The 25,965-nt window shown below is 41.0% G+C and carries 24 protein-coding genes, 2 pseudogenes and 1 riboswitch; of the genes and pseudogenes, 4 read left to right on the top strand and 22 right to left on the bottom strand.

All coding sequences use genetic code 11. The features are described from left to right. Positions 1 to 95: 95 nt before the first annotated feature. From ACTNC6_RS07720 to ACTNC6_RS07705, 4 genes are all read right to left on the bottom strand, one after another. A complete protein-coding gene (locus ACTNC6_RS07720; RefSeq protein ID WP_441036668.1) occupies positions 96 to 737 on the bottom strand; it encodes a hypothetical protein in 642 nt (213 codons plus the stop codon). Continuing rightward, positions 734 to 2,707: a YgiQ family radical SAM protein gene (locus ACTNC6_RS07715; RefSeq protein ID WP_441043764.1), complete on the bottom strand. Its 1,974-nt coding sequence runs from the start codon at positions 2,705 to 2,707 to the stop codon at positions 734 to 736. The genes ACTNC6_RS07720 and ACTNC6_RS07715 overlap by 4 nt, the downstream gene beginning before the upstream one ends. A gap of 55 nt (positions 2,708 to 2,762) precedes the next feature. Next, positions 2,763 to 3,575: a GTP pyrophosphokinase gene (locus ACTNC6_RS07710; RefSeq protein ID WP_019161785.1), complete on the bottom strand. Its 813-nt coding sequence runs from the start codon at positions 3,573 to 3,575 to the stop codon at positions 2,763 to 2,765. A 492-nt stretch (positions 3,576 to 4,067) separates the two neighbouring features. Further along, on the bottom strand, positions 4,068 to 5,519 hold the full coding sequence (locus ACTNC6_RS07705) for an aminoacyl-histidine dipeptidase (RefSeq protein ID WP_441043763.1): 1,452 nt from the start codon (positions 5,517 to 5,519) through the stop codon (positions 4,068 to 4,070). A 76-nt stretch (positions 5,520 to 5,595) separates the two neighbouring features. Between ACTNC6_RS07705 and ACTNC6_RS07700 the strand changes: the two genes are divergently transcribed. After that, entirely contained in the window at positions 5,596 to 6,552 is a 957-nt protein-coding gene (locus ACTNC6_RS07700; RefSeq protein WP_441036665.1) for a nucleoside recognition domain-containing protein, read from the top strand. Here the strand turns inward: ACTNC6_RS07700 and ACTNC6_RS07695 are convergent. From ACTNC6_RS07695 to ACTNC6_RS07680, 4 genes are all read right to left on the bottom strand, one after another. Continuing rightward, positions 6,549 to 7,175, bottom strand: a complete 627-nt coding sequence (locus ACTNC6_RS07695) for a vacuolar family H+-ATPase subunit H (protein ID WP_019161789.1) — start codon at positions 7,173 to 7,175, stop codon at positions 6,549 to 6,551. The two genes, ACTNC6_RS07700 and ACTNC6_RS07695, sit on opposite strands and share 4 nt — an antisense overlap. A gap of 21 nt (positions 7,176 to 7,196) precedes the next feature. Beyond that, positions 7,197 to 7,682 carry a pantetheine-phosphate adenylyltransferase gene (gene coaD, locus ACTNC6_RS07690; protein WP_026076975.1) on the bottom strand — a complete coding sequence of 162 codons (486 nt, stop codon included), beginning with the start codon at positions 7,680 to 7,682 and terminating at the stop codon, positions 7,197 to 7,199. Positions 7,683 to 7,745: 63 nt separating this feature from the next. Beyond that, positions 7,746 to 8,297, bottom strand: coding sequence for a 16S rRNA (guanine(966)-N(2))-methyltransferase RsmD (rsmD, locus tag ACTNC6_RS07685; protein ID WP_026076976.1), 552 nt, complete (start codon positions 8,295 to 8,297; stop codon positions 7,746 to 7,748). Next, complete coding sequence (locus ACTNC6_RS07680; protein WP_019161792.1) at positions 8,294 to 8,689, bottom strand: methylglyoxal synthase; 396 nt, start codon at positions 8,687 to 8,689, stop codon at positions 8,294 to 8,296. Before ACTNC6_RS07680 ends, rsmD begins: the two co-directional genes overlap by 4 nt. Positions 8,690 to 8,929: 240 nt before the next feature. On the opposite strand from ACTNC6_RS07680, the gene ACTNC6_RS07675 reads away from it, so the two are divergent. Next, positions 8,930 to 9,175: a small, acid-soluble spore protein, alpha/beta type gene (locus ACTNC6_RS07675; protein WP_441043762.1), complete on the top strand. Its 246-nt coding sequence runs from the start codon at positions 8,930 to 8,932 to the stop codon at positions 9,173 to 9,175. Positions 9,176 to 9,197: 22 nt separating this feature from the next. Here ACTNC6_RS07675 and ACTNC6_RS07670 read toward each other — a convergent pair. From ACTNC6_RS07670 to ACTNC6_RS07605, 14 genes and pseudogenes are all read right to left on the bottom strand, one after another. Next, a pseudogene (locus tag ACTNC6_RS07670) lies at positions 9,198 to 9,569 on the bottom strand (YfhO family protein); the annotation flags it as partial. Positions 9,570 to 9,625: 56 nt separating this feature from the next. Further along, positions 9,626 to 9,934 (bottom strand): hypothetical protein, encoded by a 309-nt coding sequence (locus tag ACTNC6_RS07665; protein WP_441043761.1) that lies wholly within the window; start codon positions 9,932 to 9,934, stop codon positions 9,626 to 9,628. A 93-nt stretch (positions 9,935 to 10,027) separates the two neighbouring features. Continuing rightward, positions 10,028 to 10,186, bottom strand: a complete 159-nt coding sequence (locus ACTNC6_RS07660; RefSeq protein ID WP_441043760.1) for a hypothetical protein — start codon at positions 10,184 to 10,186, stop codon at positions 10,028 to 10,030. Between the two features lie 112 nt (positions 10,187 to 10,298). Next, a pseudogene (locus tag ACTNC6_RS07655) lies at positions 10,299 to 10,754 on the bottom strand (threonine/serine exporter family protein); the annotation flags it as partial. Positions 10,755 to 10,985: 231 nt separating this feature from the next. Then, a complete protein-coding gene (locus ACTNC6_RS07650; protein WP_441036662.1) occupies positions 10,986 to 12,167 on the bottom strand; it encodes an iron-containing alcohol dehydrogenase in 1,182 nt (393 codons plus the stop codon). 300 nt (positions 12,168 to 12,467) lie between these two features. Beyond that, entirely contained in the window at positions 12,468 to 12,806 is a 339-nt protein-coding gene (locus ACTNC6_RS07645; RefSeq protein ID WP_441043759.1) for a DUF4097 family beta strand repeat-containing protein, read from the bottom strand. Beyond that, complete coding sequence (locus tag ACTNC6_RS07640) at positions 12,803 to 13,333, bottom strand: O-acetyl-ADP-ribose deacetylase (RefSeq protein WP_441043758.1); 531 nt, start codon at positions 13,331 to 13,333, stop codon at positions 12,803 to 12,805. Before ACTNC6_RS07640 ends, ACTNC6_RS07645 begins: the two co-directional genes overlap by 4 nt. 115 nt (positions 13,334 to 13,448) lie before the next feature. Further along, entirely contained in the window at positions 13,449 to 14,723 is a 1,275-nt protein-coding gene (locus tag ACTNC6_RS07635) for an SANT/Myb-like DNA-binding domain-containing protein (protein WP_441043757.1), read from the bottom strand. Positions 14,724 to 14,744: 21 nt separating this feature from the next. Beyond that, on the bottom strand, positions 14,745 to 16,430 hold the full coding sequence (locus ACTNC6_RS07630) for a recombinase family protein (RefSeq protein WP_441043756.1): 1,686 nt from the start codon (positions 16,428 to 16,430) through the stop codon (positions 14,745 to 14,747). Between the two features lie 61 nt (positions 16,431 to 16,491). Further along, entirely contained in the window at positions 16,492 to 16,677 is a 186-nt protein-coding gene (locus ACTNC6_RS07625; RefSeq protein WP_441036657.1) for a hypothetical protein, read from the bottom strand. A 288-nt stretch (positions 16,678 to 16,965) separates the two neighbouring features. Then, positions 16,966 to 17,775 carry a hypothetical protein gene (locus tag ACTNC6_RS07620; protein ID WP_441036656.1) on the bottom strand — a complete coding sequence of 270 codons (810 nt, stop codon included), beginning with the start codon at positions 17,773 to 17,775 and terminating at the stop codon, positions 16,966 to 16,968. Positions 17,776 to 17,953: 178 nt separating this feature from the next. Then, positions 17,954 to 20,905: a response regulator gene (locus ACTNC6_RS07615; protein ID WP_441043755.1), complete on the bottom strand. Its 2,952-nt coding sequence runs from the start codon at positions 20,903 to 20,905 to the stop codon at positions 17,954 to 17,956. A 5-nt stretch (positions 20,906 to 20,910) separates the two neighbouring features. Beyond that, entirely contained in the window at positions 20,911 to 22,761 is a 1,851-nt protein-coding gene (locus ACTNC6_RS07610; protein ID WP_441043753.1) for an extracellular solute-binding protein, read from the bottom strand. A 261-nt stretch (positions 22,762 to 23,022) separates the two neighbouring features. Further along, a riboswitch (cyclic di-GMP riboswitch) is annotated at positions 23,023 to 23,116 on the bottom strand. A gap of 250 nt (positions 23,117 to 23,366) precedes the next feature. Then, positions 23,367 to 24,710 (bottom strand): MATE family efflux transporter, encoded by a 1,344-nt coding sequence (locus ACTNC6_RS07605; protein ID WP_441036653.1) that lies wholly within the window; start codon positions 24,708 to 24,710, stop codon positions 23,367 to 23,369. Between the two features lie 212 nt (positions 24,711 to 24,922). Here ACTNC6_RS07605 and ACTNC6_RS07600 point away from each other — a divergent pair, with 212 nt between their 5' ends. Continuing rightward, positions 24,923 to 25,381, top strand: a complete 459-nt coding sequence (locus tag ACTNC6_RS07600) for an Lrp/AsnC family transcriptional regulator (protein ID WP_441043751.1) — start codon at positions 24,923 to 24,925, stop codon at positions 25,379 to 25,381. A gap of 114 nt (positions 25,382 to 25,495) precedes the next feature. Then, positions 25,496 to 25,894 carry an acyl-CoA thioesterase gene (locus tag ACTNC6_RS07595; protein WP_441043749.1) on the top strand — a complete coding sequence of 133 codons (399 nt, stop codon included), beginning with the start codon at positions 25,496 to 25,498 and terminating at the stop codon, positions 25,892 to 25,894. Positions 25,895 to 25,965: the final 71 nt, after the last annotated feature.

The raw sequence follows: 25,965 nt of genomic DNA, 5'->3' as shown, positions 1-25,965 counted from the left end.
AATTATAATCAATTCTATTATGCTGAATTATATGATGGAAGATCTTCCTGTTTCTGTTTTTTAGTTACTGTTCACTCCGTTCACAGTAACGTTTTTTACAGGCAAAGTGCAAGAATGGTCTGTCGGATCAGTTCATTTCTGTAAAGCTCAGGATATTTCTCATCAGGAGTAAATTTGATTCCCTCTTCCAGGGTATCCTTATGTGCATTCATAGAATCCAGTCTTTCCAGAAAAGGTCTGAGATCTGTGAAAATTTTTACAGTAGCCTTGTATCCGTTTTTACGAACAACCTTCTGACAGTTTTCCTCCATATAGGACGCATGGATCTTTGGGTCACTGCTGTAGGCAGCTACTGTATTTCCGCAGACTGCCAGTGCATCAATATAGGCACTTTTTTCATAAAAGGTCATATACATCTCATAGGCCATGTCCAGCTCTCCCTGGTGTTCCCGGATCTGTTCATAAAGCTTTCTGTCCATAGGTCTGCATTTCAGGATCATGATCAGCCCCACCAGAGATTTACAGGCAGGGAGACATCCCACTACCGTAACCACTGTCCAGATGGTCATTCTGGTTTTGAAATAGATCCATGATGTAAAAAAGATAAAAAGAGGTACAGCAAAAAGAATGGCTGTAATGATCAGCTTTCGCTTCTTTTCACTTTGAAAATATCCCAAATCTCCTTTTTTCACTTTCTTTTCTGAGGTATTCTGTCTGCTTTTGGTATTTTGAGTCATCTCCTGCCTCCCCTGGTTTTCTTTTTTTCTGCAGTGTTCTTTCTAGTGTTGGTTTGTGTTCTGACATTGGCTTGTTTCCCACCGATTCTGTTCTTTCTGTCTGCAGTCTTGGTTTTTCCGGAAGATCTGCGGTTTTTGTCAGAACGGCTTTCGGAAGATGTATTTTTACGGTGTTCCCGGATAGGACGTATCAGACATTTCGGTCCGTAGCCTACTAGATCCATTCTGCCTGCCATTTTCAATCCTTCCAGCACCAGTTCCCTGTTCTCAGGATTTTTGTACTGCATGAGAGCCCTCTGTATGGCTTTCTCATGAGGATTTCTGGGTACATAAACCTTCTCCCCTGTGAGAGGATGGATCCCTGTGTAATACATACAGGTAGAAAGGGTGGATGGGGTTGGATAAAAATCCTGTACCTGCTCCGGTGTAAATCCCAGGTCTCTCACATATTCTGCCAGCTTTACAGCTTCCTTCATGGTACAGCCCGGGTGGGAAGACATAAAATAGGGAACTGCATACTGCTGTTTTCCGGTCTTTTTATTGGCGGCATCATATTCATGAAGAAATTTCTCATAGACGCTGTGGCTGGGCTTTCCCATATATTTCAGCACCTGGTCGGAAACATGCTCCGGTGCCACTCTCAGCTGGCCGCTTACATGATGTTCTACCAGCTCTCTCAGGAAGGTCTTATCCCTGTCTGCCACTACATAATCAAAACGTACTCCGGAACGGATAAATACTTTCTTTACTCCGGAAAGCTTTCGCAGCTTACGGAGAAGTGAAACATAATCCGAATGATCCACAGTAAGGTTTTTGCAAGGTTCAGGGAAAAGACACTGTTTATTTTTGCACACGCCCTTTGTCAGCTGCTTCTGACAGGAGGTCTGGCGAAAATCTGCAGTAGGACCTCCCACATCATGGATATATCCCTTAAATTCCGGATCCTTTGTCATTCTCTCGGCTTCCCGGATCAGTGACTCATGGCTTCGGGTCTGGAGAATTCGTCCCTGATGAAAGGTAAGAGCACAGAAATTACAGCCTCCGAAGCATCCTCTGTTGCTTGTCAGGCTGAATTTAATCTCCTCCAGAGCAGGAATACCGCCCAGTTTTTCATACATAGGATGAATCCGCTCTGTGTAGGGAAGGGCATATACATCATCCATCTCTGCCTGGGTCAGAGGCTTTGCCGGAGGATTCTGCACAATATAGCCTCTGCTTCCATAAAATTCTGCCAGTGGTCTGGCTGTGAAAGGATCTGTATTCTCATACTGGACAGCAAAACTTTCTGCATAGGTTTTTTTATCCTCCTTCACTTCATCAAAGGAAGGAAGCAGAATAGGTTCATATACTCTGCCCAGATCCTTGCATTTAAAAACAGTTCCTGGAATATAGGTAATCTCCTCCACAGGAATTCCGCTTTCCAGGGAATCTGCGATCTCCACAATAGAGTGCTCTCCCATTCCATAGGAAATCAGATCAGCACCTGAATCCAGAAGTACGCTGTGTTTAACCTTGTTTTCCCAGTAATCATAGTGGGCAAGCCTGCGCAGGCTTGCTTCAATACCGCCCAGGATAATGGGCGTTTTTTTGTAGGTCTGACGGATCAGATTGCTGTAAACGATCACAGCACGATCCGGTCTCAGCCCCATTTTACCTCCAGGTGAGTAAGAATCCTTTTGTCTGTGCTTTTTGGATACCGTATAATGGTTCACCATGGAATCCATATTTCCGGCAGAAACCAGAAATCCCAGCCTGGGTTCCCCAAAGACCTGGATACTTTCCTTTTTTCTCCAGTCCGGCTGACTGATGATCCCTACCTTATATCCCCTGCTTTCCAGCAGCCGGCTGATAATTGCCGTACCGAAAGAAGGATGGTCCACGTAGGCATCCCCTGTCACATAGACAAAGTCTGCCTGTTCCCATCCTCTCTCTTTCATTTCTTTCCTTGTTACGGGTAAAAAATCCTGCATTTATATTTCCTCGTATGTATACTTATGATTTTATCTGATCTGCCCTGAGAACGGTTTATACATGATGATAAACTGCCTGTGCCCTGTAACCCTCAGAAATGATATCCAGCTGCCTGTGGAAACGCTCCAGCTGCTGCAGATCCTTGGTACGGAACACTCGCAGGAACTCATCCTGAATCTTCATGATTTCCCGCTTATTAGCAATCTTATACAAGTTCTCAATATTGATCAGAATATCCTTCACCAGATTGGACTGCAGCTGAGATGAATTCTGGGCATCCATAATCTCATTACGCACAGAAGACATCTCCCGGTCCAGGGCGTTGATAGCATCTGCAGCCTTGCTCAGACGCTCTGCCACATGCTCCGGCATATCCCCTTTATATTTATATTGCAGGGAATGCTCAATGGTAGCCCAGAAATTCATAGCCATTGTACGGATCTGAATCTCAGCCTGCAGCTTCTTTGGGCCCTTTACCGTATCAACGGTATAGTAAATGATCAGATGATAGCTCCGGTATCCACTCTGTTTAATATGCTTCAGATAATTCTTCTCACTCTTTATGGTCATATCGCTGCGCTTCTGGATCAGAGAGGCTACTGTCTCAATATCCTCCTCAAACTGACAGATAATACGCACACCGGCAATATCCTCAACTTCCTCTTCCATGCGTTCCATAGGAATCTGCTTACGCTGCATTTTCTCCAGAATACTGCTGACACTCTTCACCCTGCCCTCAACCTGCTCAATGGGACAGTAGATATCATTTTCCTTGCATTCATCAATAATATGGTTAAATTTCACTTCCAGCTCTCTCACAGCCAGCTCATAAGGGCATAAAATGCTTCTCCATAACTGTATTTCCATCTTAAATCGCTCCTTGCATTTCATACATTTTTTTATTATAACATAGAATTTCAAAAATATCTTCTGAATCTGAATAGTTTATAATTTTTTTCGAAAAGCCTTTGGTACCAGGTGGGGCATTCTGATATATACTATGCGTAGGAAGGTGTAAATAGAACTGTATTTTGAAAATGGGGACGCAGGAGAAACATAGGGTGGGGACTCGGTTTCCGGACGCTAAGTGATACTAGGTTTGGGAAAATCAGCTAAATACGTTCAAAATTGGGCCAAACTCGCTTCGCTCAAACAGTGTCCCAATTTTGAACAACGCCGATTTCCCCGAACTAAGTATCACTAAGCATCCTCCAAAATCGTCCCCCACCCTATGTTTCTCCTGCTGGCACTTCAAGACGGAAACTGAGCCAGAAGAGTTTCTGCGGTTCATGCGTCCCCATACCCGCAAAAAAAGCACCCTGCCATCACCAACATATGACAGCAGGATGCCCCTTACAATCAGTCTTTCAGTGCCTCCAGCACCTTTATCAGATAGTTCCATACTCTCCGTGTAGAAGAAATACCCAGCTTCTCCTCAGAAGTATGAATATCAATAATATCCGGTCCCAGGGATACACAGTCCAGTCCTTCCATCTTTTTATAGAAGAGTCCACACTCCAGCCCTGCATGGATTGCCACCACCTTCGGCTTCTCCCCATACATCTGCTCATAAACCTCTACCATTTTATCGCGGAGAGGAGAATCCTTACGGTACTCCCATGCAGGATATGCCCCCTTGATCTCATATTCTCCACCCAGAAATTCTGTCAGATATTCCAGTTTATCAGAGAGATTCTTTCCGGCAGCCTCCACAGAACTGCGGATACTGGAGCTTGCAGTTACTTCATCTTCAGAAGTAACCAAAATTCCTATATTAGAAGAAGTCTCCACCAGTCCGGAGATGGTTCCGCTCATCTTCTGAATACCAAAAGGAACATTCATCAGATAGAATACAACCTTTTCCCTGCTGGTGGGATGAAGAACTCTTGCCTCCTGTGCTCCTTCATCTGTAAGGAGTACTGTAATTCCTTCATCTGTTCCGGTATATTCTTCACGCCATGCTTTCTGGAGCTCTGCAGCAAAGGCCTTTACATTCTCCAGTTCCTTAGCATCTATCAGAAGCTTTGCTTCCGCTTCTCTTGTAATGGCATTATCCTTCTGTCCTCCCTGTACGGAGATTAGTTCATAATCTGTTGTTTTTCTCAGGCTATAGAGGAAAGTTCCCAGTAATTTATTGGCATTGGCACGGTTTTTGTCAATTTCTGCACCTGAGTGTCCACCCATAAGTCCGGTAATCTTTACCATAACTTCCTCACCCTTGGCATCAACTCTGGCAACCGGAATGTGACTGATTCCGGACATTCCGCCTGCGCAGCTGATCCACAGACTTCCTTCAGCTTCAGAATCCAGATTGATGAATCTGCGGCCCTTCAGCACACTACAGTCAAATCCCACTGCTCCCAGCAGGCCGATTTCTTCATCTACAGTGATAAATACTTCCAGAGGAGGATGAGCAATGGTATCACTGTCCAGAATTGCCAGTCCATATGCCACAGCAACACCGTCATCTCCACCCAGGGTAGTTCCGTTTGCAGAGATATAATCGCCCTCTACAGAAAGCTTAAGGCCATCCTTTGTAAAGTCATGGACTACATCCGGACGTTTTTCACAGACCATATCCATATGACCCTGGAGAATTACAGTAGGAGCATTCTCATATCCCGGGGTTCCGGGCTTGTAAATCACCACATTATTCATTTCATCCTGGATATACTTCAGTCCACGATCCTTTGCGAACTGTACCAGATAATCACTGATCTGTTTTGTGTTCCCTGAGCCATGGGGAATCTTGCAGATTTCTTCAAAATAATGAAATACGTTTTTAGGCTCACAGTTTTCTAATACTGCCATAATATTACCTCCAAATTTTCCTGATGTGAATTTTTTATTATTGTACAGCATATGTTTTACAAAAAAAGGTTTGCTTATGAGATCAATTCTACTTACCGCCGGAACCGGGCTCCTCCTTGTGTTTCTACTGCTTCATCCCGGAGAGGGGCTGGCTTCTGCCAGAGCAGGAATGACTTTGTGGCTGAACACTCTGCTTCCTACCCTTCTTCCCTTTATGATTCTGACAGGTGTACTGATCCATACAAAGGGAATCGAAAAAATCCTATCACCTCTGAAACCTGTATTCCGTTTCTTCCTGGGAACAGATGTCTACGGTGGCTATGTTTTTATCCTTGGAATGGTCTGCGGTTATCCAATGGCTGCCAGGCTTGCTTCTGATCTGTATGAGACCGGCAGGATCAGCAGAACAGAGGCACTCTATCTTACAACCTTTTGCAGTAGTGCAAGTCCTGTATTTATCATCACCTATCTGGGACATTTATGCCTGAATAACAGGATTCCTGTTCCTGTACTTTTTTTCATTTTGTTTTCCGGGAATATGGCTGCTATGGTTATTTTTCGGTTTGCAGTTTTCCGGAATCATAAAATTTTTCCTTCCAATGTCACAAAAAAAGCCAAGCCAGACACCTGTTATGAAAAAAAAGAGACATCCGAAGCCGACTCACCGGGAGTCATTCTTGATGTCTCTATTATGAACGGATTTGAAACAATTACCCGCCTGGGCGGTTATATTCTTCTGTTTTCTATTCTCACAGGATGTATCCGATATTACAGACCTTTTCCGGCCCTGATCCAATACATATTTCTGGGAATTACGGAAATCACCACAGGCCTCTCTCTGTTTGCTTCCGCTGATATCCCCTGGACTTTACGCTGTGTCCTGTCTGTCACAGCCACAGGTTTTGGCGGACTGTGCATTCTGGCTCAGACCAGAAGCATTCTCCATAAGGATCTGAGTCTGATCCCTTACCTTTCAGCAAAATGTATCAGTGGATTGCTTTCCGGAATTCTCATGCTCTGCTATCTGAATTAGTTCTCTCCCAGATCGTCTAACAGAACGTCATCATCCTTGTCACTGTCATCATGATAAGAACCTGTGATCGCTGCTGCCTGTGCGGTCTGCGGTGCCAGCTCCTGACGGTTGTGGTTTACAACTTCCAGACAGCTCTGCAGAGCATCGATAAAGGATTTATATTTTGCACCGGCATCCTCAAGTGTTGTGTTGAGTACGCTGCCGATATTTGCCATCATATCATCTGTATAAGTGATCGCACTGAGACGAATGCTGTTTGCATCCTGTGTAGCAGAATCCAGAATCTCCTGAGCCTGTTTGTTAGCTGCATTGATGGTATCATTTGCCTGGGCATATGCTTTCTGCATGATCTCATGCTGCGTTACAAGCTCCTGAGCCTTTGCCTGGGCATCTGCAATCAGTGCATCTGCTTTGCTCTGTGCGTCTTCAAGAATGGCATCCTTGTTATTGATGATCTTCTGATAACGTTTGATCTCATCAGGTGTTTTCAGGCGGAGTTCTCTCAAAAGCTCCTCAATTTCTTCTTTATTTACTACGATCTTGGTAGTGGATAATGGCTGGAATTTACAGCTGTCCACATATTCCTCAATCTCACCGATAATCTGTTCAATTCTGCTGCTCATTGTACTCTCTCCTTATTTTCTCTATTTGTCTGCAAGAAGCTTCTTCTTGACTGCATCTGTTATTTCCTTAGGTGCAAATTTACTCAGATCGCCATTAAAATATGCCACTTCCTTCATAATAGTAGAACTTAAATATGCATATTCCAGGCTGGTAGTCAGAAACACTGTGTCAACATCCGGAGCAAGTACACGATTGGTCTGAGCCATCTGAAGTTCATATTCAAAATCAGTTACCGCCCGAAGCCCACGGATGATCACCTGAGCATGGTTTTCTCTGGCGAAATTAACAGAAAGACCCTCAAATGCCTTTATTTCAACATTAGGGATATCTTTTGTCGCCTTTTCTAATATATTAACACGTTCTTCCACAGAAAACAACGGACTTTTTGAAGAATTATGCAAAACGCCCACGATTACTCTGTCAAAAGAGAGGGCTGCACGCTGGATTACATCCAGATGGCCGTAGGTGGCCGGATCAAAGCTGCCCGGATATACTGCTGTCTTCATGTATTTTACACTCACTTTCCTCCGCACAGAATGTATGAAAACCATACATCCTCCGGAGCATATTTACACACGCTCCAGAAATACATGCTTGTTTGTTTTATATTCTTTGGAACGAAGCTGCCTGTATCCAAGAGATTCCAGATAAGCAAAATCTGTGTGCAGATCTGCTTCCACAATAATAAGTGTATTCTCATCCACAACAGTACTATCACGCAGATATTCAAGTACCTGACGCTCAAGCTCCTGATTATAAGGGGGATCCATGAAAATAATATCAAAAGCGCCCTTACCCTCAAGAGAACGAAGTGCCTGCAGCACGTCCATGTTCAGCAGTTTACCATTTTCAGCAAGTTTTGTAAATGAAAGATTTTCCCTGATGCAGGAACAGGCTTTGGGATTTTTCTCCACAAACACTGCATAAGAGGCTCCCCGGCTCAATGCCTCAATGCCTATTCCGCCGCTTCCGGAAAATAAATCCAGAAACCGGCAGTCCAAAAGCTGGGGCTGTAAAATATTAAATAAGGTTTCCTTGATCCGGTCTGTGGTTGGTCTGGTATCCATTCCCGGAACTGTTTTTAAATTTAATCTTCTAGCTTTCCCTGCGATCACTCTCATTTCAGATTCAATCTCCAATCCAGGTCTCCACGGGCAAGTCCTAAAATAAGAAGCTCTGCTGTAGCAATGTTGGTAGCTACAGGAATATTATACTGGTCGCATCTTTTGACGATACTCATAATGTCCGGTTCTTTGGGGTCAATCATTACAGGATTGTAGAACAGGATTACCATGTCCAGATCCTGTCTCTCTACCATTTCCATAAACTGTTTATCTCCACCTATGCTGCCGGCTAGGAATTTATGCACATGAAGGCTTGTCGCTTCTTCAATTCTTCGACCAGTGGTACCGGTTGCATAGACTTCATGTTTGGCAAGTATATTTTTATACGCAATGCAAAAATCTTCGATCAGTACTTTTTTGCTGTTATGTGCGATTATACCTAAGTTCATAGTCTCTCCTCTCCGTTTCTTTTATTAATTTCTACATGCATTATAACAAATTACTAAATAGAGTTCAATTAAAACTTCAAAAATATACAAAATTCATGATTTATTAATAAATCAACGATTTTTATAGAGTTTTCCATAGAATTCCACCATATACGAAAACTTCCAGAGTATTATTTTTCCGTCGTCATATACTAACATCGTAACACTAAACAAGCAATAACAACCAAGGAGGAAATGAATATGTCAAACACAAAATCTTCTAACCAGGCAGCTGTACCGGAAGCAAAGGGTGCATTAGACCGTTTCAAATTCGAGGTTGCAAACGAACTGGGTGTACCGCTTACTGATGGCTACAACGGAAACCTCACTTCCAAACAGAACGGCAGTGTTGGCGGATATATGGTGAAGAAAATAGTATCAGAACAACCAGAAATCCCAACACAGAGGCTGTACATCCGGCTTTCATGCCAGGGGAGAAATGTTTAAATTCTATCTGATGCTGCCCTTTGCTGATCCTTGCACCCAGAAACATTCTGTTGGCTTTATTTGTCTCCTGTTTTTTGCCATCTACATACAAAGTCCAGCCATTGCTGTAGGGAATAGAAAATACTACTTCTTTATCTTCCTTCAGATTTATACTGCAGGTAATATTTCCTCCATCCACCTTTAGATCTTTCGGTGAATCTTCGCTTCTTTCTTGAGACAGTTCTGTAATCCCATCCATTGCCTGAGTGCAAATATCTATATTGTCTATCTTATATTTTCCTGGGACTGTGAACTCAAGAGTAATCTCATTTAAGGCGTCTTCATTATATAGAAGATTTGCTTCATAATTGCTTCTTCCGCTGCCAAAGTTGTTTTTGGAAGAAAGTAATTGCAGTTTCTGCTCTTCTGTTTCACCATTATGAGCATAGTATATCTCTATTTGTCCTGTGGTTATATCTTTTTGTTCCAGAATCGTTCTGTATTTTTCATTAATCCCCCGGTATTTAAGGTTAGAAAAAGTAACGTATGTTTCACAGTTTTTCTAACCTTAAAAATGAAAAATGCCGCATATATCAGGATGATTGCAACAATCAGCAGTTTTTTCTTTACAGACAAATGAAAGAATTCAGGAAACATTTTTACAAAAATATAGGCCAAAAGCATGGGAACTGCCCATGTCCATCTGTTTGTAGTATATGAGAAACCATTCATGATCCTGCCAAATATTGGAAAACATACCATAACTGTAAGTAATATCACACCCAGTTTAAATCCAATATGCAGATCCCATGTAGGAATTCTTAATCTGTGATGGATCAAAAGTTCTTTTATAATCTGGCGTAAATATTTTCCTCAGTATTCCAGCGTAATATAATGCTGTCGCAGGCCATCTCCGTCACGCACAAAAGATTTTCCGTTCTTCCAGAATATGAACAGAATGATCATAAAAATTCCCGTCATTGCCGCAGAGTAAGCTATATAGTATGAACTTTTTCTTTTTATTTTTTTCACTAAGGTCTCCTTTGTTCATGTTCTTTTCCAACGTTAACTCGTTTTTCTATCTTACTCTTGCAGTATTATATTGTCAATTGATATCAAAAATTTCTAGGATATTCGTAGCTTATCAAGTACAGTATCTGAACCCCTTGTCTGTCAGAATACGTGCAAAAATCAGTCCCAGCGGCAGTGCGGCAATAATAAGGATTGCAGATGCAAACCAGGATGCAGCTGCTGCAGGCGGGATATTTGCAAGATCCACCAGTTCCAGTCTTAGGGTATTGGCCACTGCTCCTATCTCGGCTGCTGCAAGTTCCAGTGCAGGCGGGGAATAGAGACCATGTGTTTTTTCAATATTATCAAGGAAAGTATGCAGCTGTTCTCCTGACATATGTTTTCCTTCTGATTCAAAGTTCTGGATGAAGTGTTCCAAACGGTTTAACTTTAATGTATTTACTCCGGTATTGGTCAGGCATAGTGACTGGGTAAAGCCCTTTTCTCCGTCATAGCATGTATATTCAATAGACATCAGACCAATATCTGCTGTACATGTAATGCCAAGTGCTTCTGCTAATGTGTTCATGCCAGGCAACATCCATATGATTTTTTTGATCACTTCCTGCGGCATTTTACTCACTTCCTTATTTTTAGGGCAGCAGACTGTCATTTCCTGCTTTTCGCAATGTCAACGTAAAAAAGGAGATTTTCTAATATCAATTTTGCATAGATGTAAGCTAAAAATTATATAAAAAAGACATTCCATCCTTCTGACAGGATAAAATGTCTTTTCTGTAACCTTTTTATGGTTTTTTAATTAAAAATCGACCTCTGCTCCATAATAAGTGCATGTAAGAAGTTTCTCCATATTTGCAGGATCAATTGCTCTTGGGTTAGAGCCTGTGCATGCATCACCAACTGCAAGTTCTGCAATTTTGGCAACTTTTTCTTTAAATTCTTCTTCCTGGATTCCAAAGTCTTTCAGTGTTTTTGGAATATTCAATCTTACATTAAACTCGTCAATCTTCTCGCAGAGACTATTGATCAGAGCCTGCTGGCAGGTTCCTTCCAGTCCCATTCTTCTTGCAATCTCAGCATAACGTTCTGCTGCTGCAGGATTTTTTGCATTGTATCTGATCACATAAGGAAGATAAATTGCATTTGCACATCCATGGGGAATATGTCCAGTGGAGAATGCTGCACCTGTCTTATGTGCCATAGAATGAACAATACCAAGCAGAGCATTGGAAAATGCCATTCCTGCCAGACACTGTGCATAGTGCATCTGCTCACGTGCTGCCATGTTCTTATTATAAGATGCCGGCAGATATGCCAGAACCATCTCAATGGCCTGCAGTGCAAGCGGATCTGTATATGGACAGTGGAGTGTAGAAACATATGCTTCAATTGCATGTGTTAATGCATCCATACCTGTATATGCTACCTGTTTTACCGGAAGTCCCTCAACCAGTTCCGGATCAACAATTGCTACATCCGGAGTGATATTAAAATCTGCCAGAGGATATTTAATTCCTGTATTATAGTCTGTGATTACTGAAAAAGCTGTAACTTCTGTAGCTGTTCCTGATGTAGATGGAATTGCTGCAAATTTTGCTTTTTGTCGTAATTCAGGAAAACCAAATGGTGTGATAAGATCTTCAAATTTTGTATTCGGATATTCATAGAATGCCCACATTGCCTTCGCTGCATCGATTGGGGATCCGCCGCCCATGGCTACAATCCAGTCCGGCTGGAATTCCTGCATTACTTTTGCGCCTTTCATAACAGTTTCTACTGATGGGTCAGGTTCCACACCTTCGATCAGCTGAACTTCCATTCCGCCTTCTTTTAAATAATTAATTGCTTTATCCAGAAATCCCTGACGTTTCATTGAGCCGCCGCCCACAACAAGAACTGCTTTCGTTCCTTTTAAATTCTTTAATTCTTCGAGGCATCCTTTTCCATGATAAATGTCTCTTGGTAATGTAAATCTTGCCATTGCTGTTATCTCCTTTATAAATTATGTCTGTTTACATGTTACTGCAGAAGGCGCTCATCTCTTCTGTTCGCTTGCATTATATCATTGTTAAATTTATAACGCAATAGTTTTTTATATCTTTTTGTATTTTGGTGTATTTTATTATTTATTCCTATATTATTTACTGTTTTTCTATATATATTTATTGTTTTTTATTATTTTACTTATATTTAATGTTATTAATTTAACATTATATGCCAGAAGATATTATAAGCTTCCTGCAAAACCAGACCCTCCGATAAAATTACAGTACCTTCATTTTTAAGAATCACTTGCTCTGCACTTCAGACGTACATCTCCACTATTGGTCTGGATCACCAGATTTCCTCCTGTTCCTTTTTGTGTGTAGGAAATATCGCAGTCGTCTTGGTCTTCCATCCTCTTACCGGTCAGCGCATCATCAACATTGATATCTCCCATATCAGTTTGCACTTTCAGATTATCGAAATCGCAATTTTTAAAGAATACATCTCCTGAATCTGTCTGAACAGTTCCATTTTCGATTTCGTATTCATTCAGCAGTATGTTGCTCATATCCGATTTAAACAATAAAAAAAGTCCCAGACTTATCATCTGAAACTCTTTTTGACTATTTTTCATTTACATAGCTTCTTTATCCGTTCCACCTCAGCCTTATAAACCGATTCTGTGTGAGAATCAAAAAGCACCCATTCTACCAGGTCAAATTTGTCCGGATGATCCTGCAAAAATTTATTTACAGTATTTACCGCTACCTTTGCTGCCAGTACGACCGGAAATCTGTATACTCCTGTTGATATGGAAGGGAATGCAATAGACCTGATTCCATTTTCACTTGCCAATTTCATGGAGTTAAAATAACAGCTTGAAAGAAGTTCTTCTTCCCTGTTTTTACCACCATTCCATATAGGTCCTACAGTATGGATCACATACTTACAGGGCAGATGATATGCCTTTGTAATCTTTGCTTCTCCAGTCTCACATCCGTGGAGTGTTCGGCATTCGGCAAGCAGCTTTGGACCAGCGGCTCTGTGAATTGCACCGTCTACGCCACCACCTCCGAGAAGCGAATTGTTTGCAGCATTTACGATTGCCTGTACGTCTGTTATTTTTGTTATGTCATTTTTTATTGTCTTTATCAAATACATTTTTCTTACCTGCTTTCTAACTGAAAAATCAGTATTTTTTCCCTTATGCATAATTGTATCATTTGGAAAAATGATTATCAAGGTAATATAAAAGCCATGCCTTTTTCTTTATTTTTTAGCCACCATAGGAAAAATAAACCAGATAACATCCTATTATCAGTCTGATAACATCATCTCCGGCGTTTTTTTCACTGCTATTTACAATCATTTTGTTTTCTTTTATCTGTAGTTTCATTGTATCTGCAAGCTTTTCAACCTGCTGTATGTGGTATTTTTTTTCATTTGAAAGGATAGAATCCTCATAAATTTTCAATTCTCCGGTTTTATCGTATTCCATTTTCAGATGTAGCTCAGGGAGTTCTCCGGATTTAAGGATAATTTCACTGTATGTCATAGATTGGTTTATTTTTGTGATTCCCTGTTTTACTGTGGAGATGATCCATTCATCTAAGGCAGGTCCTTTATACATAGTAGGACCATATTGCAGATGTAATTGTGCCGACTTGCTGATGCATGCGTTTCTGGTTCGACCATTGAAACGCTTGTAAACATTGCTGCCCTCAGCTGGATAATATTTCTTCAGTATTTTCTCTTCGGCTTTTGTCCATGGATTATTGTTTTTTGTACTTAAACCAAGAGTCATTGCTCTGTATCTGCATGCCTGAGGAGATCTTTCAGGAATAAGCCTATGCACATATCCGGCTCCTTTTTCTTCATAATATCGGGTAATGATATCGTCTTCTTCCTGAGTCCACGGAATTCTGTTATTGTCTGATCTGACGTTTAAATACTTTGCTCTGGACTGACAGGCGCTCAGTGTTCTTCCCTCTAATCTCTCTGCCACTTTTCCCCCTTCAGCTTTATAATATGTTTTTATAATTTCATCCTCTTCTGCAGTCCATTTTTTTCTTCCCTGCATACGGAGACCTAATTTGGCGGCTCTTTTATTACATGCCTCTTTGGTTCTTTCATGCAGTCTTTTTTGAATTTCAGACCCTTCTGTTGAATAATACTTCTTTAGAATTTCATCTTCTCTGCTGCTCCATTTTCTGTTTGCACTGGAATAAACAAGTCCTAATGAAGCTGCTCTTCCTCTGCAGGATTCCGCAGATCTTTGATTCAAACGGCAACGTACATTACTGCCCTCTTCTGCATAATATTCTCTGAGTATTTCATCTTCTGCCTTTGTCCATAATCTGATATACTTACGGTCATCCTGTATAATAGCAGAAGAAATGCTTTTGGATATTTTCAGCTTTGATGCCTGAATCCTGCAGCTTTTAGCAGTTCTTCCAGGCAGTCTTTTAAAGACGGCATCACCTTCTGTGGGATAATATTTTTTTAATATATCAATTTCTTCAGCTGTCCATCTTTTTTTAGTATTCGCCATATCTTACACCTGCTACATTATTTACATAATAATTCCTGAATGCATAACATACTCATACCCAGTCTCCGTAATATAAGTTTTTTCCTGTCCCAGTGCCGGAATGACAGAATCAGAGCTATGCAGACTTCCGCTTTTAAATACGATCAACACCTCTGCTTTCTTTTCATTTATGGGAGTGATTTCTATCTTATGAATGGTATTTTCAATCATAGATCTGGTTATATCCTTGGTTTTTACGTAAGAATATTCTTTTGTATAATCTAATATCTTATCCATCTGATCCAGTAATTCTGCTTTAGATAAGGGCTTTGTATTTTTCAGTTGTTCCAGATCCTCCTTTTTTTTCGCAATCTGCTGTGTAAAAGCCTGGTTTCTGCTGAGAAATTCTGCATCTGAAATATAGCCGCCCATATTGTAATCCAACAACTTATCTCTCTTCTGTTCCAGTGCTGTTATTTCATGTTGCAGGCTGTGTATTTTTTCTTCTGTTCCTTCTGATTTGTTAAGCTCTTTCTCATAAAGCTCCAGATATTTGTGCAGTATATTTTTATTGCTTTGAGCCATATCATTATAAACATCCGATATCATTTTAAGTAGGAGCTCCTCTTTTATCGGTTTGGATTTACAGGAAATTGCCCCATGTTTTATACGATGACTGCATACCCATGTCTTTGCATCTTTTTCACGGACAGTTCTGACTTTCAGCCAATATGCAGCCCCATCTTCGGTACAATGGATAAGCCCTGTAAAAAGGTTGTTCTGCTTATAGGAAGTTTTTTTCGATTTAATATTTTTACTTCTTTCTTCCAAAATCCTGTTGGCATTTTCCCACAGTTTTTCATCTACGATTGCCGGGACATGGGTGCCATCGTCTTTATACATTATCCATTCATTTTCAGGCAGAAACTTCTGCTTCTTAGTAAAAAGGTCAACTATTTTTACTTTTCCGCCAACATAATATCCCTTATATTTAGGGTTTCGGATAATATTGGCAATCACATGGCTGTTAATTCTTCCTCCTTTGTAATTTCTGTAACCGCATTCCCATAAAAATTGTTCCAGCGAATGGGTAGACCAGTTTCCCAGGGCATATTTTTCAAAAATAAGCTGAACCATTTTTGCTTCTTCAGGATTTAAAAACAATTTCCCATTTCGTTTGTCCCATCCGTAAATATGGGAATTGCCAAGAACCACACCATTCTGTATGGATCTGGCATGACCAAAACGTACTCGGCTTGAAAGTTTTCTGCTTTCTTCCTGTGCAATACCAGACATGATTGACAGTCTGAGTTCAGAATCCTCATCCAATGTATTGATGTTGTCGTTCTGAAACCATACGGCTGTTCCGCAGTCCAGCAGTTCTCTTGTATATCGTATACTATCTAATACATTTCGGGCAAAACGGGTAATCTCTTTGGTAATGATGAGGTCAATTTTTCCATCCTTTGCATCCTGGAGCATTCTCTGAAATTCTTCTCTGTGGGTTACAGTAATGCCGGAGATTCCTTCATCTATATAACCATCTATAAATTTCCAATTTTTCACCCCCGAAATTAACTGCTCAAAAAAAGTCCACTGATGCTCAATAGAGGTTTTCTGTTCCTCCTTGTCCGTACTGACACGCGCATAATACGCAACCTTCAGTTCCAGATCAAAGATGCTTTTCTGCCGTAATTTCAGTTCCTCGCGGGTTGCATAGATGTCCATTTTGTTCCTTTCCAAGTCAATCGGATATTCGTAATTGAAGCAGGGGACTTACTTGATTCGGTTAACTGATTCGTTCATGGTATTGGTATGAACTGTTTATCTGTTCTTCCCTCTTCATGGCTGCAGTGTCAGATGCAATCAAAGAAAAGATGTCCTTCTGAATACTGCTGTGCAGTTTTTCGGAAATCTGTCCATTATCCAGCATTTTGTCATTAATCATTGTCAGGACAACCTGTTCCAAAGTCATAAGACTACCTCCTTTCCTATATGCTATCCTTTACAATTTTGAATGGAACTATTCAAAATTTATAATCTGCATTCCCGCAAATAGCGAAGCGGATGATTTTATCCCCTTGACTTATTTTTGAGTATTCACAAACAATTCTGGAGTGATACCAATATACAGAGAAACTATTATTAAATAATATTATACAAAGAAGGCGTAAATCCGAATATGAATTTACGCCTTCTTTTTTCTGCTCGAGTCAAGCGGATGAAATATCACAGCCAAACCTTTTGGCAATGAATGGGGGTATTACTGGAATATTAATGAATTATAATTATGCAGAGGTGACTCCACCTGTCCAAACCACTTAGAAGGAGCTTTGTAGTTAACAGGTTTCCTGGTTGTATGATATGATAGGGAAATCTGGTCGCAAGATGTAAGGTTAACTGTGGAGCCATTTTTGATTTTCTTGTTTGTATATTTTCCATTTTTAGAAGAAAGCATATCTATGGAATCTAATACATACCCTGGAGCCATTTTTACATATATTTTTTTCTTGCCCTTCATTGGTTTTTCCTTAACATACATATATCCATTAAAATAAGATGCATAATTTTTGGATCCAACCGTAAGTTTAGAAAACGGAGATTTTTTCTCAGCTACTTTAATCTTACAGGACAGCTTATACTGCTTTCCATTCTGGGTTACCCGGAATGAAATTGTGGAAGAAGCTCCGGCAAGATCAGTCTCATCAAAAGGCATAAGAGTAGAAGAAAGTTCCAGAGCATTTAAACCTTCTCTTTTGGTTGCCTTAATTTTTTTGTTGGAAGATTTGATATTTGTGATTTTGGCATTAGAACTCAGGTTTCTAATGAAGATATAGCATTCCGGAATATCCAAAATAGTTTTTGCTCCACCATTTTCGTTAGGTCCTCCAAAAGCCCCCACTACACGTACTGTTTGTTTGGCTGCACAGGTGGGTACCTTTGCTTTTGTGGCAGCCTGTACCTCAACAACTGAGTTTATTGGTGTGGGAATCCCTGTTGGACAAAAGCCTGCAATAACCAGAGAGGCAACCAGTATCTTTGCAAAACGTTTCATTTTCTTCTTCATGTTCATGATGAAAATCCTCCTTTGCATTCATCTGATTTTGCTTTCGGTTCTACGAAAACATTATATATTGATATAATTAGAATACTACTCATTTTCGGACTTTTCAATGGCCGCTTAGAAATTTCTTAAAAAAATAAAAACCTGCTAAAAAGTTTTTAACTTTTCTTAGCAGGTTTTTGTTTTACTAATCCGTCAGAATATTTTGCAAGGTATTGATCAATTCCTCTATAACAATTGGTTTGGATAAGAATCCATTCATACCACATGTCAGTGCTTTCCTTCTGTCTTCGTCAAAAGCATTGGCAGTCATGGCAAGGATTGTAATTCCCGCCAGTGAAGGATCATCCAGTGAACGGATCTGCTCAGTAGCCTCATATCCATTCATTACAGGCATCTGCACATCCATAAGCACCAGATCATAATCACCTGGTGTTGAATTCTTAACTTTCTCCACAGCCTCTGCTCCATCTTCCGCTGTATCAACCCGAAAACCATATTCACTAAGGAGCGCTACTGCAATTTCACTGTTCAGTTCATTATCTTCCACAAGCAGTATGCGCCTGCCTCTGAAATCTGAACTTGCTGCCGGAAGAATATTATCCTCTGCCTCAGCCTGCTTCTGGCCGATAGCAGCCATCAGAGTCTCTCTGATATCTGACATAAACATAGGTTTGGCACAGAACGCAGTTACCCCTGCTGCCCTGGCTTCCACTTCAATATCTGACCAGTCATAAGCAGTCAGGATAATGATCGGCGTATCGTCACCAAGACTACGGATCTGACGGGTAACTTCAATGCCGTTCATATCCGGCAGACGCCAGTCAATGATATAAGCATGGAATGCATCACCCATTTCCATAGACTGTCGTGCGCGGAGAACAGCCTCCTTACCGGAAAGTGTCCATTCCGAACGCATTCCAACCTTTACAAGCATCTTAGTCACACTGTCACAGGTATTGAAATCATCGTCTACTACCAATGCCTTCAGGCCTTCCAGCTCTGCGATTTTCTCTATACGGTGATTCTCAGGCTGGATCCGCAATGGCAGGCGGATAATAAATTCAGTACCTTTTCCCTGTTCTGTCTGAACTTCAATGGTTCCACCCATCATATCCACGATGTTCTTGGTAATAGCCATGCCCAGCCCTGTACCCTGAGTCCTGCTTACAGTGGAAGTCCGCTCTCTCTCAAAAGGAGAAAAGATCTTCTGTACAAATTTCTGACTCATGCCGATTCCGTTATCCTTTACCCGGATTTCGTACAGTTCACAGCCTCTCTGTGTACCCGGATACTCTCTCAGCCGGACAGAAACGGTTCCGCCTGCAGGAGTAAACTTGATCGCATTGGACAAAAGATTCAGCAGCACCTGATTCAGCCTGGTCTTGTCACAATAAACATCCTCATTGGTAACATCCATGACATCCATGTAAAGCTCCAGCTGTTTCGCATGGATCTGTCCGCTGATAATGGTTTTCAGATCATGAAGAACCTCTGACAGACTGACTTCCGTTTCTTCCAGATGAATCTTTCCACTCTCAATACGGCTCATATCCAGGATATCATTGATCAGTGAGAGCAGATGATTACTGGAGGAAAGAATCTTACCCAGATAATCCCGAACCCTTTCTTTATCATCAATGTTGCTTACAGCCAGTGTGGTAAAACCAATGATCGCATTCATTGGTGTACGGATATCGTGAGACATATTGGAAAGAAAGGTGCTCTTTGCCTTGTTTGCAGTCTCCGCAGCGCGAACCGCCTCAGAAAGGGCCTGATTCATTTTTCTGTCAGAGGTACGATCTGACAGAACCAGGATATATTTCTTTTTCCCGTTTACCTCGCTGCCCATTGCAACGTTATGAAACCAGCGGTGTTCTCCTGTTTTCTGATGAACATATTCAAAATCCCATTCCTGCTGCTCATGAACCTGGATTTCTTCCAGATAATTCTTCTCCGGATTTTCAACATCCCCGGAATGCAGTTTCCCAAGGACACAAATATCTTTACGGATCTGTTCTACTGTAATACCCAGCAGTTTTTCCACATTGGGACTGACGTAATCTACTTTATACGTTTTAGCATCCAGCAACAGGAAAACGTCATCCACATTCATTGAAAGCTTTTGAAACAGTTCGTCCTTATACAGGATCTCCGTATCCTTTCTCTTCAGGTTTACCCTGTTTTTTTGGAGAATAAATCCAATAAAAAGACCGGCAATACACAATGCTACGGCACTCACAAGCATTATAGTACTGCGCTGCAGAGCATTCATACTGGCATTGACGATATCAGCCTGGACAAGTCCCAGAAAGATCCAGTCCTGAGGTTTGGATTTCTCATAGACCAGATAGTAATCCTCTCCATCCAGATTTATCAGCATTGCATCTGTATGTCCTTCCTTAAACTCTTCTGAAAGCTTAAGGATCTCTTTTTCAGACAGAGTAGAATGTTCTCTCAGAATCCCAAAGAAATTATACACCTCTCCCCATGCCTCAGAAGAATGATCCACAACAACACGGCCATCCGGATGAACCACATAACTCTGGGCATTTCCATTGAAAGCAGAAATATTCAGCACATTTATGATATCAGAGTTTTCATAGGCAATGGCAATAGCATCATATTCAAAGCCCTGATAACTTCCATGAGGCCTGGGAGTAGCAAAAACAAGGAGCTGGGATTTTCCGGGAACCGTTGCATTGGTTATCACATCATTTCCCTGCCGGATCTCATCTTCAATATTTTCCTGCAATCCCAGATACCCGGTTTCACCTGTTGTCATCTTATAGTTCCCGTCCGCTGACAGGAAATAAAAATCTAAAAAGCCTGCATCTTCCTGTGCTTTCTCTATATACTCACGAATTTCACTTTCATCGGAAGTGTTCTGCAGATATTCCCCCCATATATGGAGATAAGTCAGATTCTTATTTGTCAGCTCACTTAGCATATTATCAGACAGATGAAAAATTTCTGTCAGGTGAGAAACACTTTCCTCATAAACAGTCTTCGATACAAACCCCAAATATCGGAAAACAGTCAAAAGGATTCCAACGAATAGGGCAATAAAAATTGCCGTATTCCATCGTTTTCTCGCAACCCGTTTCTTTCTGTTTGTATTATGATTCTTAACATCCATTCTTCTCACCTCAGAGTAATGTAGTCTTCAGGCTCTGCAAGAATGGCATTACCATCTGAAACATATGTTGTCCAGGTATCTTCCACAGAGGTATCCCCTCCATCAAATACAATATTTTCCTCTGCCGGATAAGCTTCCATATATTGTGGTGCTGCAAGACAGGTCACAGTAAAAGTATCCTTGTCCTGAATCTGTTTTCCATTCTTTGAAACTTTACTCAATGTATAACCATTATCCGTTTCCTTGATTTCTACAGAAATACCACTGAACACAGGCAGAGAGCCGCGGTTAAAGGGGATAAAGCCTCCCTGGTAGCCTTCTACGAAGTTTCTGACCATTTCCTTCAGTTCTGCCCCACTTATTTCGCTGCTGTAAGCGGAAAGCTCGTTTGGCATGATCATGTTGCCCGCCATTTTTTCTGTATAACCGGCCTTCAGTACATTTCCCGTAAAGCTGTTTCCTGTTGCAATCAGCACATCCGTCCCATAAATACCGCGCAAAGTGTTTGCCATAACAGAATAGGCTTCATTGCCTCCGCTGGTATGGAAACGATTGGAATAAGTTTTCTTTGAATCCAGCACAATATCCTCAGAAGTGGATTTTTCTTCAAGAAGCTGGGAATTAAATGACTGATAAGCCTGCTCTGCATTATATTCTCCTGAGATCATCTTGGACACCACATCTCTGGAAACGGAGAAAAAGTCATTTGACGCAATACGGATATACATATGGTTTTCTTCAATCACAGGTTTCACATCCTTCAGATATTCCGTAAGCTGGAAATCCACATCCTGGCTGTAGCTTAACAGATCCTGCCCATCATAAATAATCCGGTTCTGCGCATCCTCTGAAAGCATTGTGTTCAGTACCTTCATTGCTTTCTGCCGGCGTGTTTCATCCTTTGTCAGGTCACGGTTTAAAGCTATCTGGAAATATGGTGTAGTCATCAGCCACTTTTCGCCGTTCTGCTGAAAGAATGGCAGGAATGTTGTGTTAATGCCCTGATCCTGGAACATTTTTACACCGAAAGAACTGCCGAAATACATGGCAAGCTTGCCACTTTGGTACATCTCAACCACATCATCATAATTCATATCCAGATCATCCCGGCTCAGCCCTGTATCCTGAATAAACTGCTCCATACGTTCAAAAGCCTCCGGCCAGACGGTACTGTCCAGACCTTCTCTCTTTGTATTGTCCGGGTCACTGTAGATAGTACGCCACTTACGTCCATCCACAGAAGACAGCTCTGATGCAGACAGACCCTGCAGTGTTTCCATACAGGTATAATCATAGTAATAGTCTGCAGTAAACCCACGGATACCCACCTCATCAAATGCCTGGCAGGCAGAAACGAAGCTTTCATAATCCGTTGGAAGAGGAATATCATACTTTTCAAAAAGATCTTTGTTCACTACAAAGCCATGGGCATCTGCACACACAGGAAGCCAGTTTACACTGCCATCCTGATTTTTGAAATTGTTAAGGTAGGTATCATAGACAGCACCTGCAGCATTGGTTGTGGAAAGATCCATCAGACTGTCCTTCAGGGGGCTTGCATCATGGAGGGAAAACCGGCAGCAAGTTATAATATCCGGCAATCCACCGTTTTCGTTCAGAAAACGATAGAAATCCAGATCATTATTGCCTACTACAAATTCAATGTTGATATCCGGAAGCTGTTCCTGGATGTATGATGCGTATTTTTCATACAGATTTGTGGTCCATAGATACACTGTGATAGTTTCCGCGTCTTCTTTTTCCGTACTTTTCCTGCCGCAGCCAGACAGAAGTGACATGACTGTCACCATCACCAAAAGTACAGAAACTAACTTGTTCCATTTTTTCTTTTTCATTATCACTTCTCCCTCTGATTGCGTTTTACTAACTCATTGATCACTTTTACTAATAATTTCCCATCAACAGGCTTGGCAATATGTTCATCCATTCCTGCTGTTCTTTTCTATTGTCCCTCAAATTTAACCGAATCAGGTAAGTCCCCTGCGGAGATTTCAAATATCCGCTTGAAGCAAAAAAAAATTCCATGTAAAAAATTTTTACAGGAACTTTTTCCATAATGCCCATTTAACATTTTACCTTTTATTATTACTGAGGCATGATGCAACCGGCTGGCATGGCCAGATTTCAGTCTGACTTTAGCTCCTTCTGGCTTTGCGTCCCGGCTTTTCAACCGGCTTGCTAATAAATATGCCATAAAAAATCTTTTTTTATTATAGCACTCATACTATATCATGTCTATAAGAAAATATGTTACTGTTCACAGCAACACGCTTCGCGATGCACAGAATTTATGCTAATCGCATAAATTCGCGCAGTATGTCTCGGGTTTTCTGTGACCTTCGCTCACAAAAAACACCTCGCGGGATATTGCCAGTGAACAGTAACGAAAATATACCTCTTAACATACAAATCCAGCTTCCCATCAAAACTTAAGAGAAATTTACCGGAATGAAACTCCTTCATCAACCGGCCATGATTTTCTAAGTGCACCATAGGAGATCAGAAAATTCGCAAGCCAGCCGGCCGGTACAGCAAGCCAGACAAATGCAATTCCATAACGCGGTGCAAAGATCAAAGCCACTGATAGACGGATTGAAAGGTTTACCATATTGGCAATAAGAAATGGCCGCATGATTCCAAGTCCACGAAGGACTCCATCTGTTGCCATCTTAATACCCATAAAAATAAAGAAATAACCCAGCCATTTCATATAATCCCCGGATACCTGATATGCCAGAGCAGTTCCATCTTTTCCCAGGAATAAGGAAGAAATTGGAGTGTGCAGTGTTTCAATGACTATGAAAGCAAGGACTGCGAAACACAGATCCAACACCAGTGCAGCGCGATATCCTTTTTTGATACGTTCTATTTTCTTTGCCCCAAGATTCTGGGATACATAGGGCGAAACCGCATTACCAATGGATACAAATATCAGTGAAAAAACATTCTCTACTCTCATGGTTGCCGCATAACCTGCCAGCGCCTGTGTACCGAAGGGATTTACAACTGCCTGTACGATCATCATACCAATTGACACTGTGGATTGCTGAAGAACCGATGGTACTGCAATACGAAGCATGGAATGTAACTCCTGCCTGTCAAACCAGTGAAATCGGCTTTTATATCGACGCATCCGGTTAAAGAAAATCAAAAGGGAAAACACTGCGGAAATCCCCTGCGCAATGAGAGTTGCAAGTGCGGCACCGAACACACCCAGCCCTAAACCTGCCACCATCCAAAGATCCATAACAATATTCAAAACAGAAGAAAATATCAAAAGACCCAGCGGGATCTTAGATTCGCCGATGGAGTTGAACATCGTTGAAAGGATATTGTACATAAACAGAAAGGGAAATCCAACAAAATAAACACGCAGATACAGTACTGCTTCATCCAGTATGTCAGCAGGTGTTTGTAATAAACTCATCATAAAATGAGAAAAGCCAAAGCCAAAAACCCCCAGAAGTATACTCAGAATCAGAAAACTGATCAACGATGTTGACACAATTGTTTTCATTTTGCTATAATTCTGGGCTCCAAAATAGCGGCTCACAAGTACACCTGCTCCTACACCTGCACCCAATGCTACACAGATGAATACATTGGTCAAAGCAGCACAGGCTCCAACTGCCGCAAGTGCCGAGGACCCCACAAACTGACCAACAATAATGGAATCAGCCATATTATATACTTGTTGAAAGAAGCTGCCCAGAATCATAGGCATTGCAAAAACAGTCAGTGCTTTAAGAGGGGCATCTGTGATTAAATATTCATCTTTTGACATTCTCCTTTTCCTCCATAAATTCCTGCTTTTTATCCGAAATCACGATCGTATTTACAAAATGTAAGTTTTAGATTTCGTTACGAAACAATTATATGCAGTTACAGTAAATAAGTCAAGCAGCTGTTTACTTTTAGTAATATAAATGATATGATATTTAAGAAAATCTGCTACCAGACGGACATTATTTTATATTATTTTACAGGAGGGAACTTATGTATCTGGACGGTTTAGATGAAATGGATCAGAAAATTATCCGGCTGCTTATAGAAAATGCACGCATCTCCTACTCTGATATTGGTGAAGAAACCGGTATTTCCAGAGTGGCAGTAAAAGTCCGTATCCAGGCTTTGGAGAAAAGAGGCGTAATCGAAGAATATACAACAATTATTAATCCGCAAAAAATCAGTGGGGCTGTATCATGCTACTTTGAAATTGAAACAAAACCGGAGTACCTGTCGCAGGTAACAGATATATTGTACAAAAATGATACAGTCACTCAGATTTACCGTGTCACAGGAAGAGACAAGCTTCATGTACATGCAGTTGCTTCATCAGGTGATGAAATGGAATACTTTCTGCATAATGTCATTGATACATTGCCCGGAATTATCAGCTGCAGCTGCAACACAATCTTATCACGCATTAAAGATATTAAGGGATTACGGCTATAGAAGTCTTTATTCTCTTTTCCGTCGCTTTTTAACCAAATCAAGTAAGTCCCCTGCTTCAATTGCGAAAAGCAATAAGCAGTGGGTGGGGACTTTTGTATCAGGAGGATTTTAATAATGTACACACATAAGGTTCAATACTACGAAACAGACAAAATGGGAATTACCCATCATTCCAATTATATACGATGGATGGAAGAGGCCAGAATTGACTTTTTGGAAAAATCCGGATTTTCCTATGATAAGCTGGAAAAGGACGGAATAATTTCACCGGTAATATCGGTCGAATGCTCTTACAAAAAAACTACTACCTTTTCTGATGAAATCAGTATTGAAGTAACAGCACTTGCGTTTAATGGTATAAAGCTGAAGCTAGGATATATAATGAAAAATGCAGAAGGCGTGACGGTATGTGAGGCTTCCTCCTGTCACTGTTTCCTGAATACAGACGGCTATCCCGTCCGCCTGAAAAAAGAATTTCCAGAATTTTATTCTACGTTAGCTTCATTAGTTTAATAGCCACTTTTTCGAGTAAAAGCCGGACGATCATTCGTCCGGCTTTGTCTTATTATTTCACTATATGATGA

Source organism: Blautia sp. HCP3S3_C4 (assembly GCF_052064095.1).
Taxonomy (GTDB): Bacteria; Bacillota; Clostridia; order Lachnospirales; family Lachnospiraceae; genus Blautia_A.
Note: the sequence above shows the minus strand (reverse complement) of the source record. Positions and strands in the feature narration are given on the sequence as shown.

Coding starts and splice junctions, on each gene's coding strand:
- ACTNC6_RS07595 (WP_441043749.1), top strand. CDS start 25,496: ATGTACACACATAAGGTTCAATACTACGAAACAGACAAAATGGGAATT.
- ACTNC6_RS07675 (WP_441043762.1), top strand. CDS start 8,930: ATGTCAAACACAAAATCTTCTAACCAGGCAGCTGTACCGGAAGCAAAG.
- ACTNC6_RS07610 (WP_441043753.1), bottom strand. CDS start 22,761: ATGAAAAAGAAAAAATGGAACAAGTTAGTTTCTGTACTTTTGGTGATG.
- ACTNC6_RS07680 (WP_019161792.1), bottom strand. CDS start 8,689: ATGAACTTAGGTATAATCGCACATAACAGCAAAAAAGTACTGATCGAA.
- ACTNC6_RS07705 (WP_441043763.1), bottom strand. CDS start 5,519: ATGGCAGTATTAGAAAACTGTGAGCCTAAAAACGTATTTCATTATTTT.
- ACTNC6_RS07625 (WP_441036657.1), bottom strand. CDS start 16,677: ATGACTTTGGAACAGGTTGTCCTGACAATGATTAATGACAAAATGCTG.
- ACTNC6_RS07630 (WP_441043756.1), bottom strand. CDS start 16,430: ATGGACATCTATGCAACCCGCGAGGAACTGAAATTACGGCAGAAAAGC.
- coaD (WP_026076975.1), bottom strand. CDS start 7,682: ATGAAGACAGCAGTATATCCGGGCAGCTTTGATCCGGCCACCTACGGC.
- ACTNC6_RS07650 (WP_441036662.1), bottom strand. CDS start 12,167: ATGGCAAGATTTACATTACCAAGAGACATTTATCATGGAAAAGGATGC.
- ACTNC6_RS07720 (WP_441036668.1), bottom strand. CDS start 737: ATGACTCAAAATACCAAAAGCAGACAGAATACCTCAGAAAAGAAAGTG.
- ACTNC6_RS07635 (WP_441043757.1), bottom strand. CDS start 14,723: ATGGCGAATACTAAAAAAAGATGGACAGCTGAAGAAATTGATATATTA.
- ACTNC6_RS07600 (WP_441043751.1), top strand. CDS start 24,923: ATGTATCTGGACGGTTTAGATGAAATGGATCAGAAAATTATCCGGCTG.
- ACTNC6_RS07700 (WP_441036665.1), top strand. CDS start 5,596: ATGAGATCAATTCTACTTACCGCCGGAACCGGGCTCCTCCTTGTGTTT.
- ACTNC6_RS07715 (WP_441043764.1), bottom strand. CDS start 2,707: ATGCAGGATTTTTTACCCGTAACAAGGAAAGAAATGAAAGAGAGAGGA.
- ACTNC6_RS07710 (WP_019161785.1), bottom strand. CDS start 3,575: ATGGAAATACAGTTATGGAGAAGCATTTTATGCCCTTATGAGCTGGCT.
- ACTNC6_RS07640 (WP_441043758.1), bottom strand. CDS start 13,333: ATGTATTTGATAAAGACAATAAAAAATGACATAACAAAAATAACAGAC.
- ACTNC6_RS07645 (WP_441043759.1), bottom strand. CDS start 12,806: ATGAAAAATAGTCAAAAAGAGTTTCAGATGATAAGTCTGGGACTTTTT.
- ACTNC6_RS07620 (WP_441036656.1), bottom strand. CDS start 17,775: ATGAACATGAAGAAGAAAATGAAACGTTTTGCAAAGATACTGGTTGCC.
- ACTNC6_RS07605 (WP_441036653.1), bottom strand. CDS start 24,710: ATGTCAAAAGATGAATATTTAATCACAGATGCCCCTCTTAAAGCACTG.
- ACTNC6_RS07695 (WP_019161789.1), bottom strand. CDS start 7,175: ATGAGCAGCAGAATTGAACAGATTATCGGTGAGATTGAGGAATATGTG.
- rsmD (WP_026076976.1), bottom strand. CDS start 8,297: ATGAGAGTGATCGCAGGGAAAGCTAGAAGATTAAATTTAAAAACAGTT.
- ACTNC6_RS07615 (WP_441043755.1), bottom strand. CDS start 20,905: ATGGATGTTAAGAATCATAATACAAACAGAAAGAAACGGGTTGCGAGA.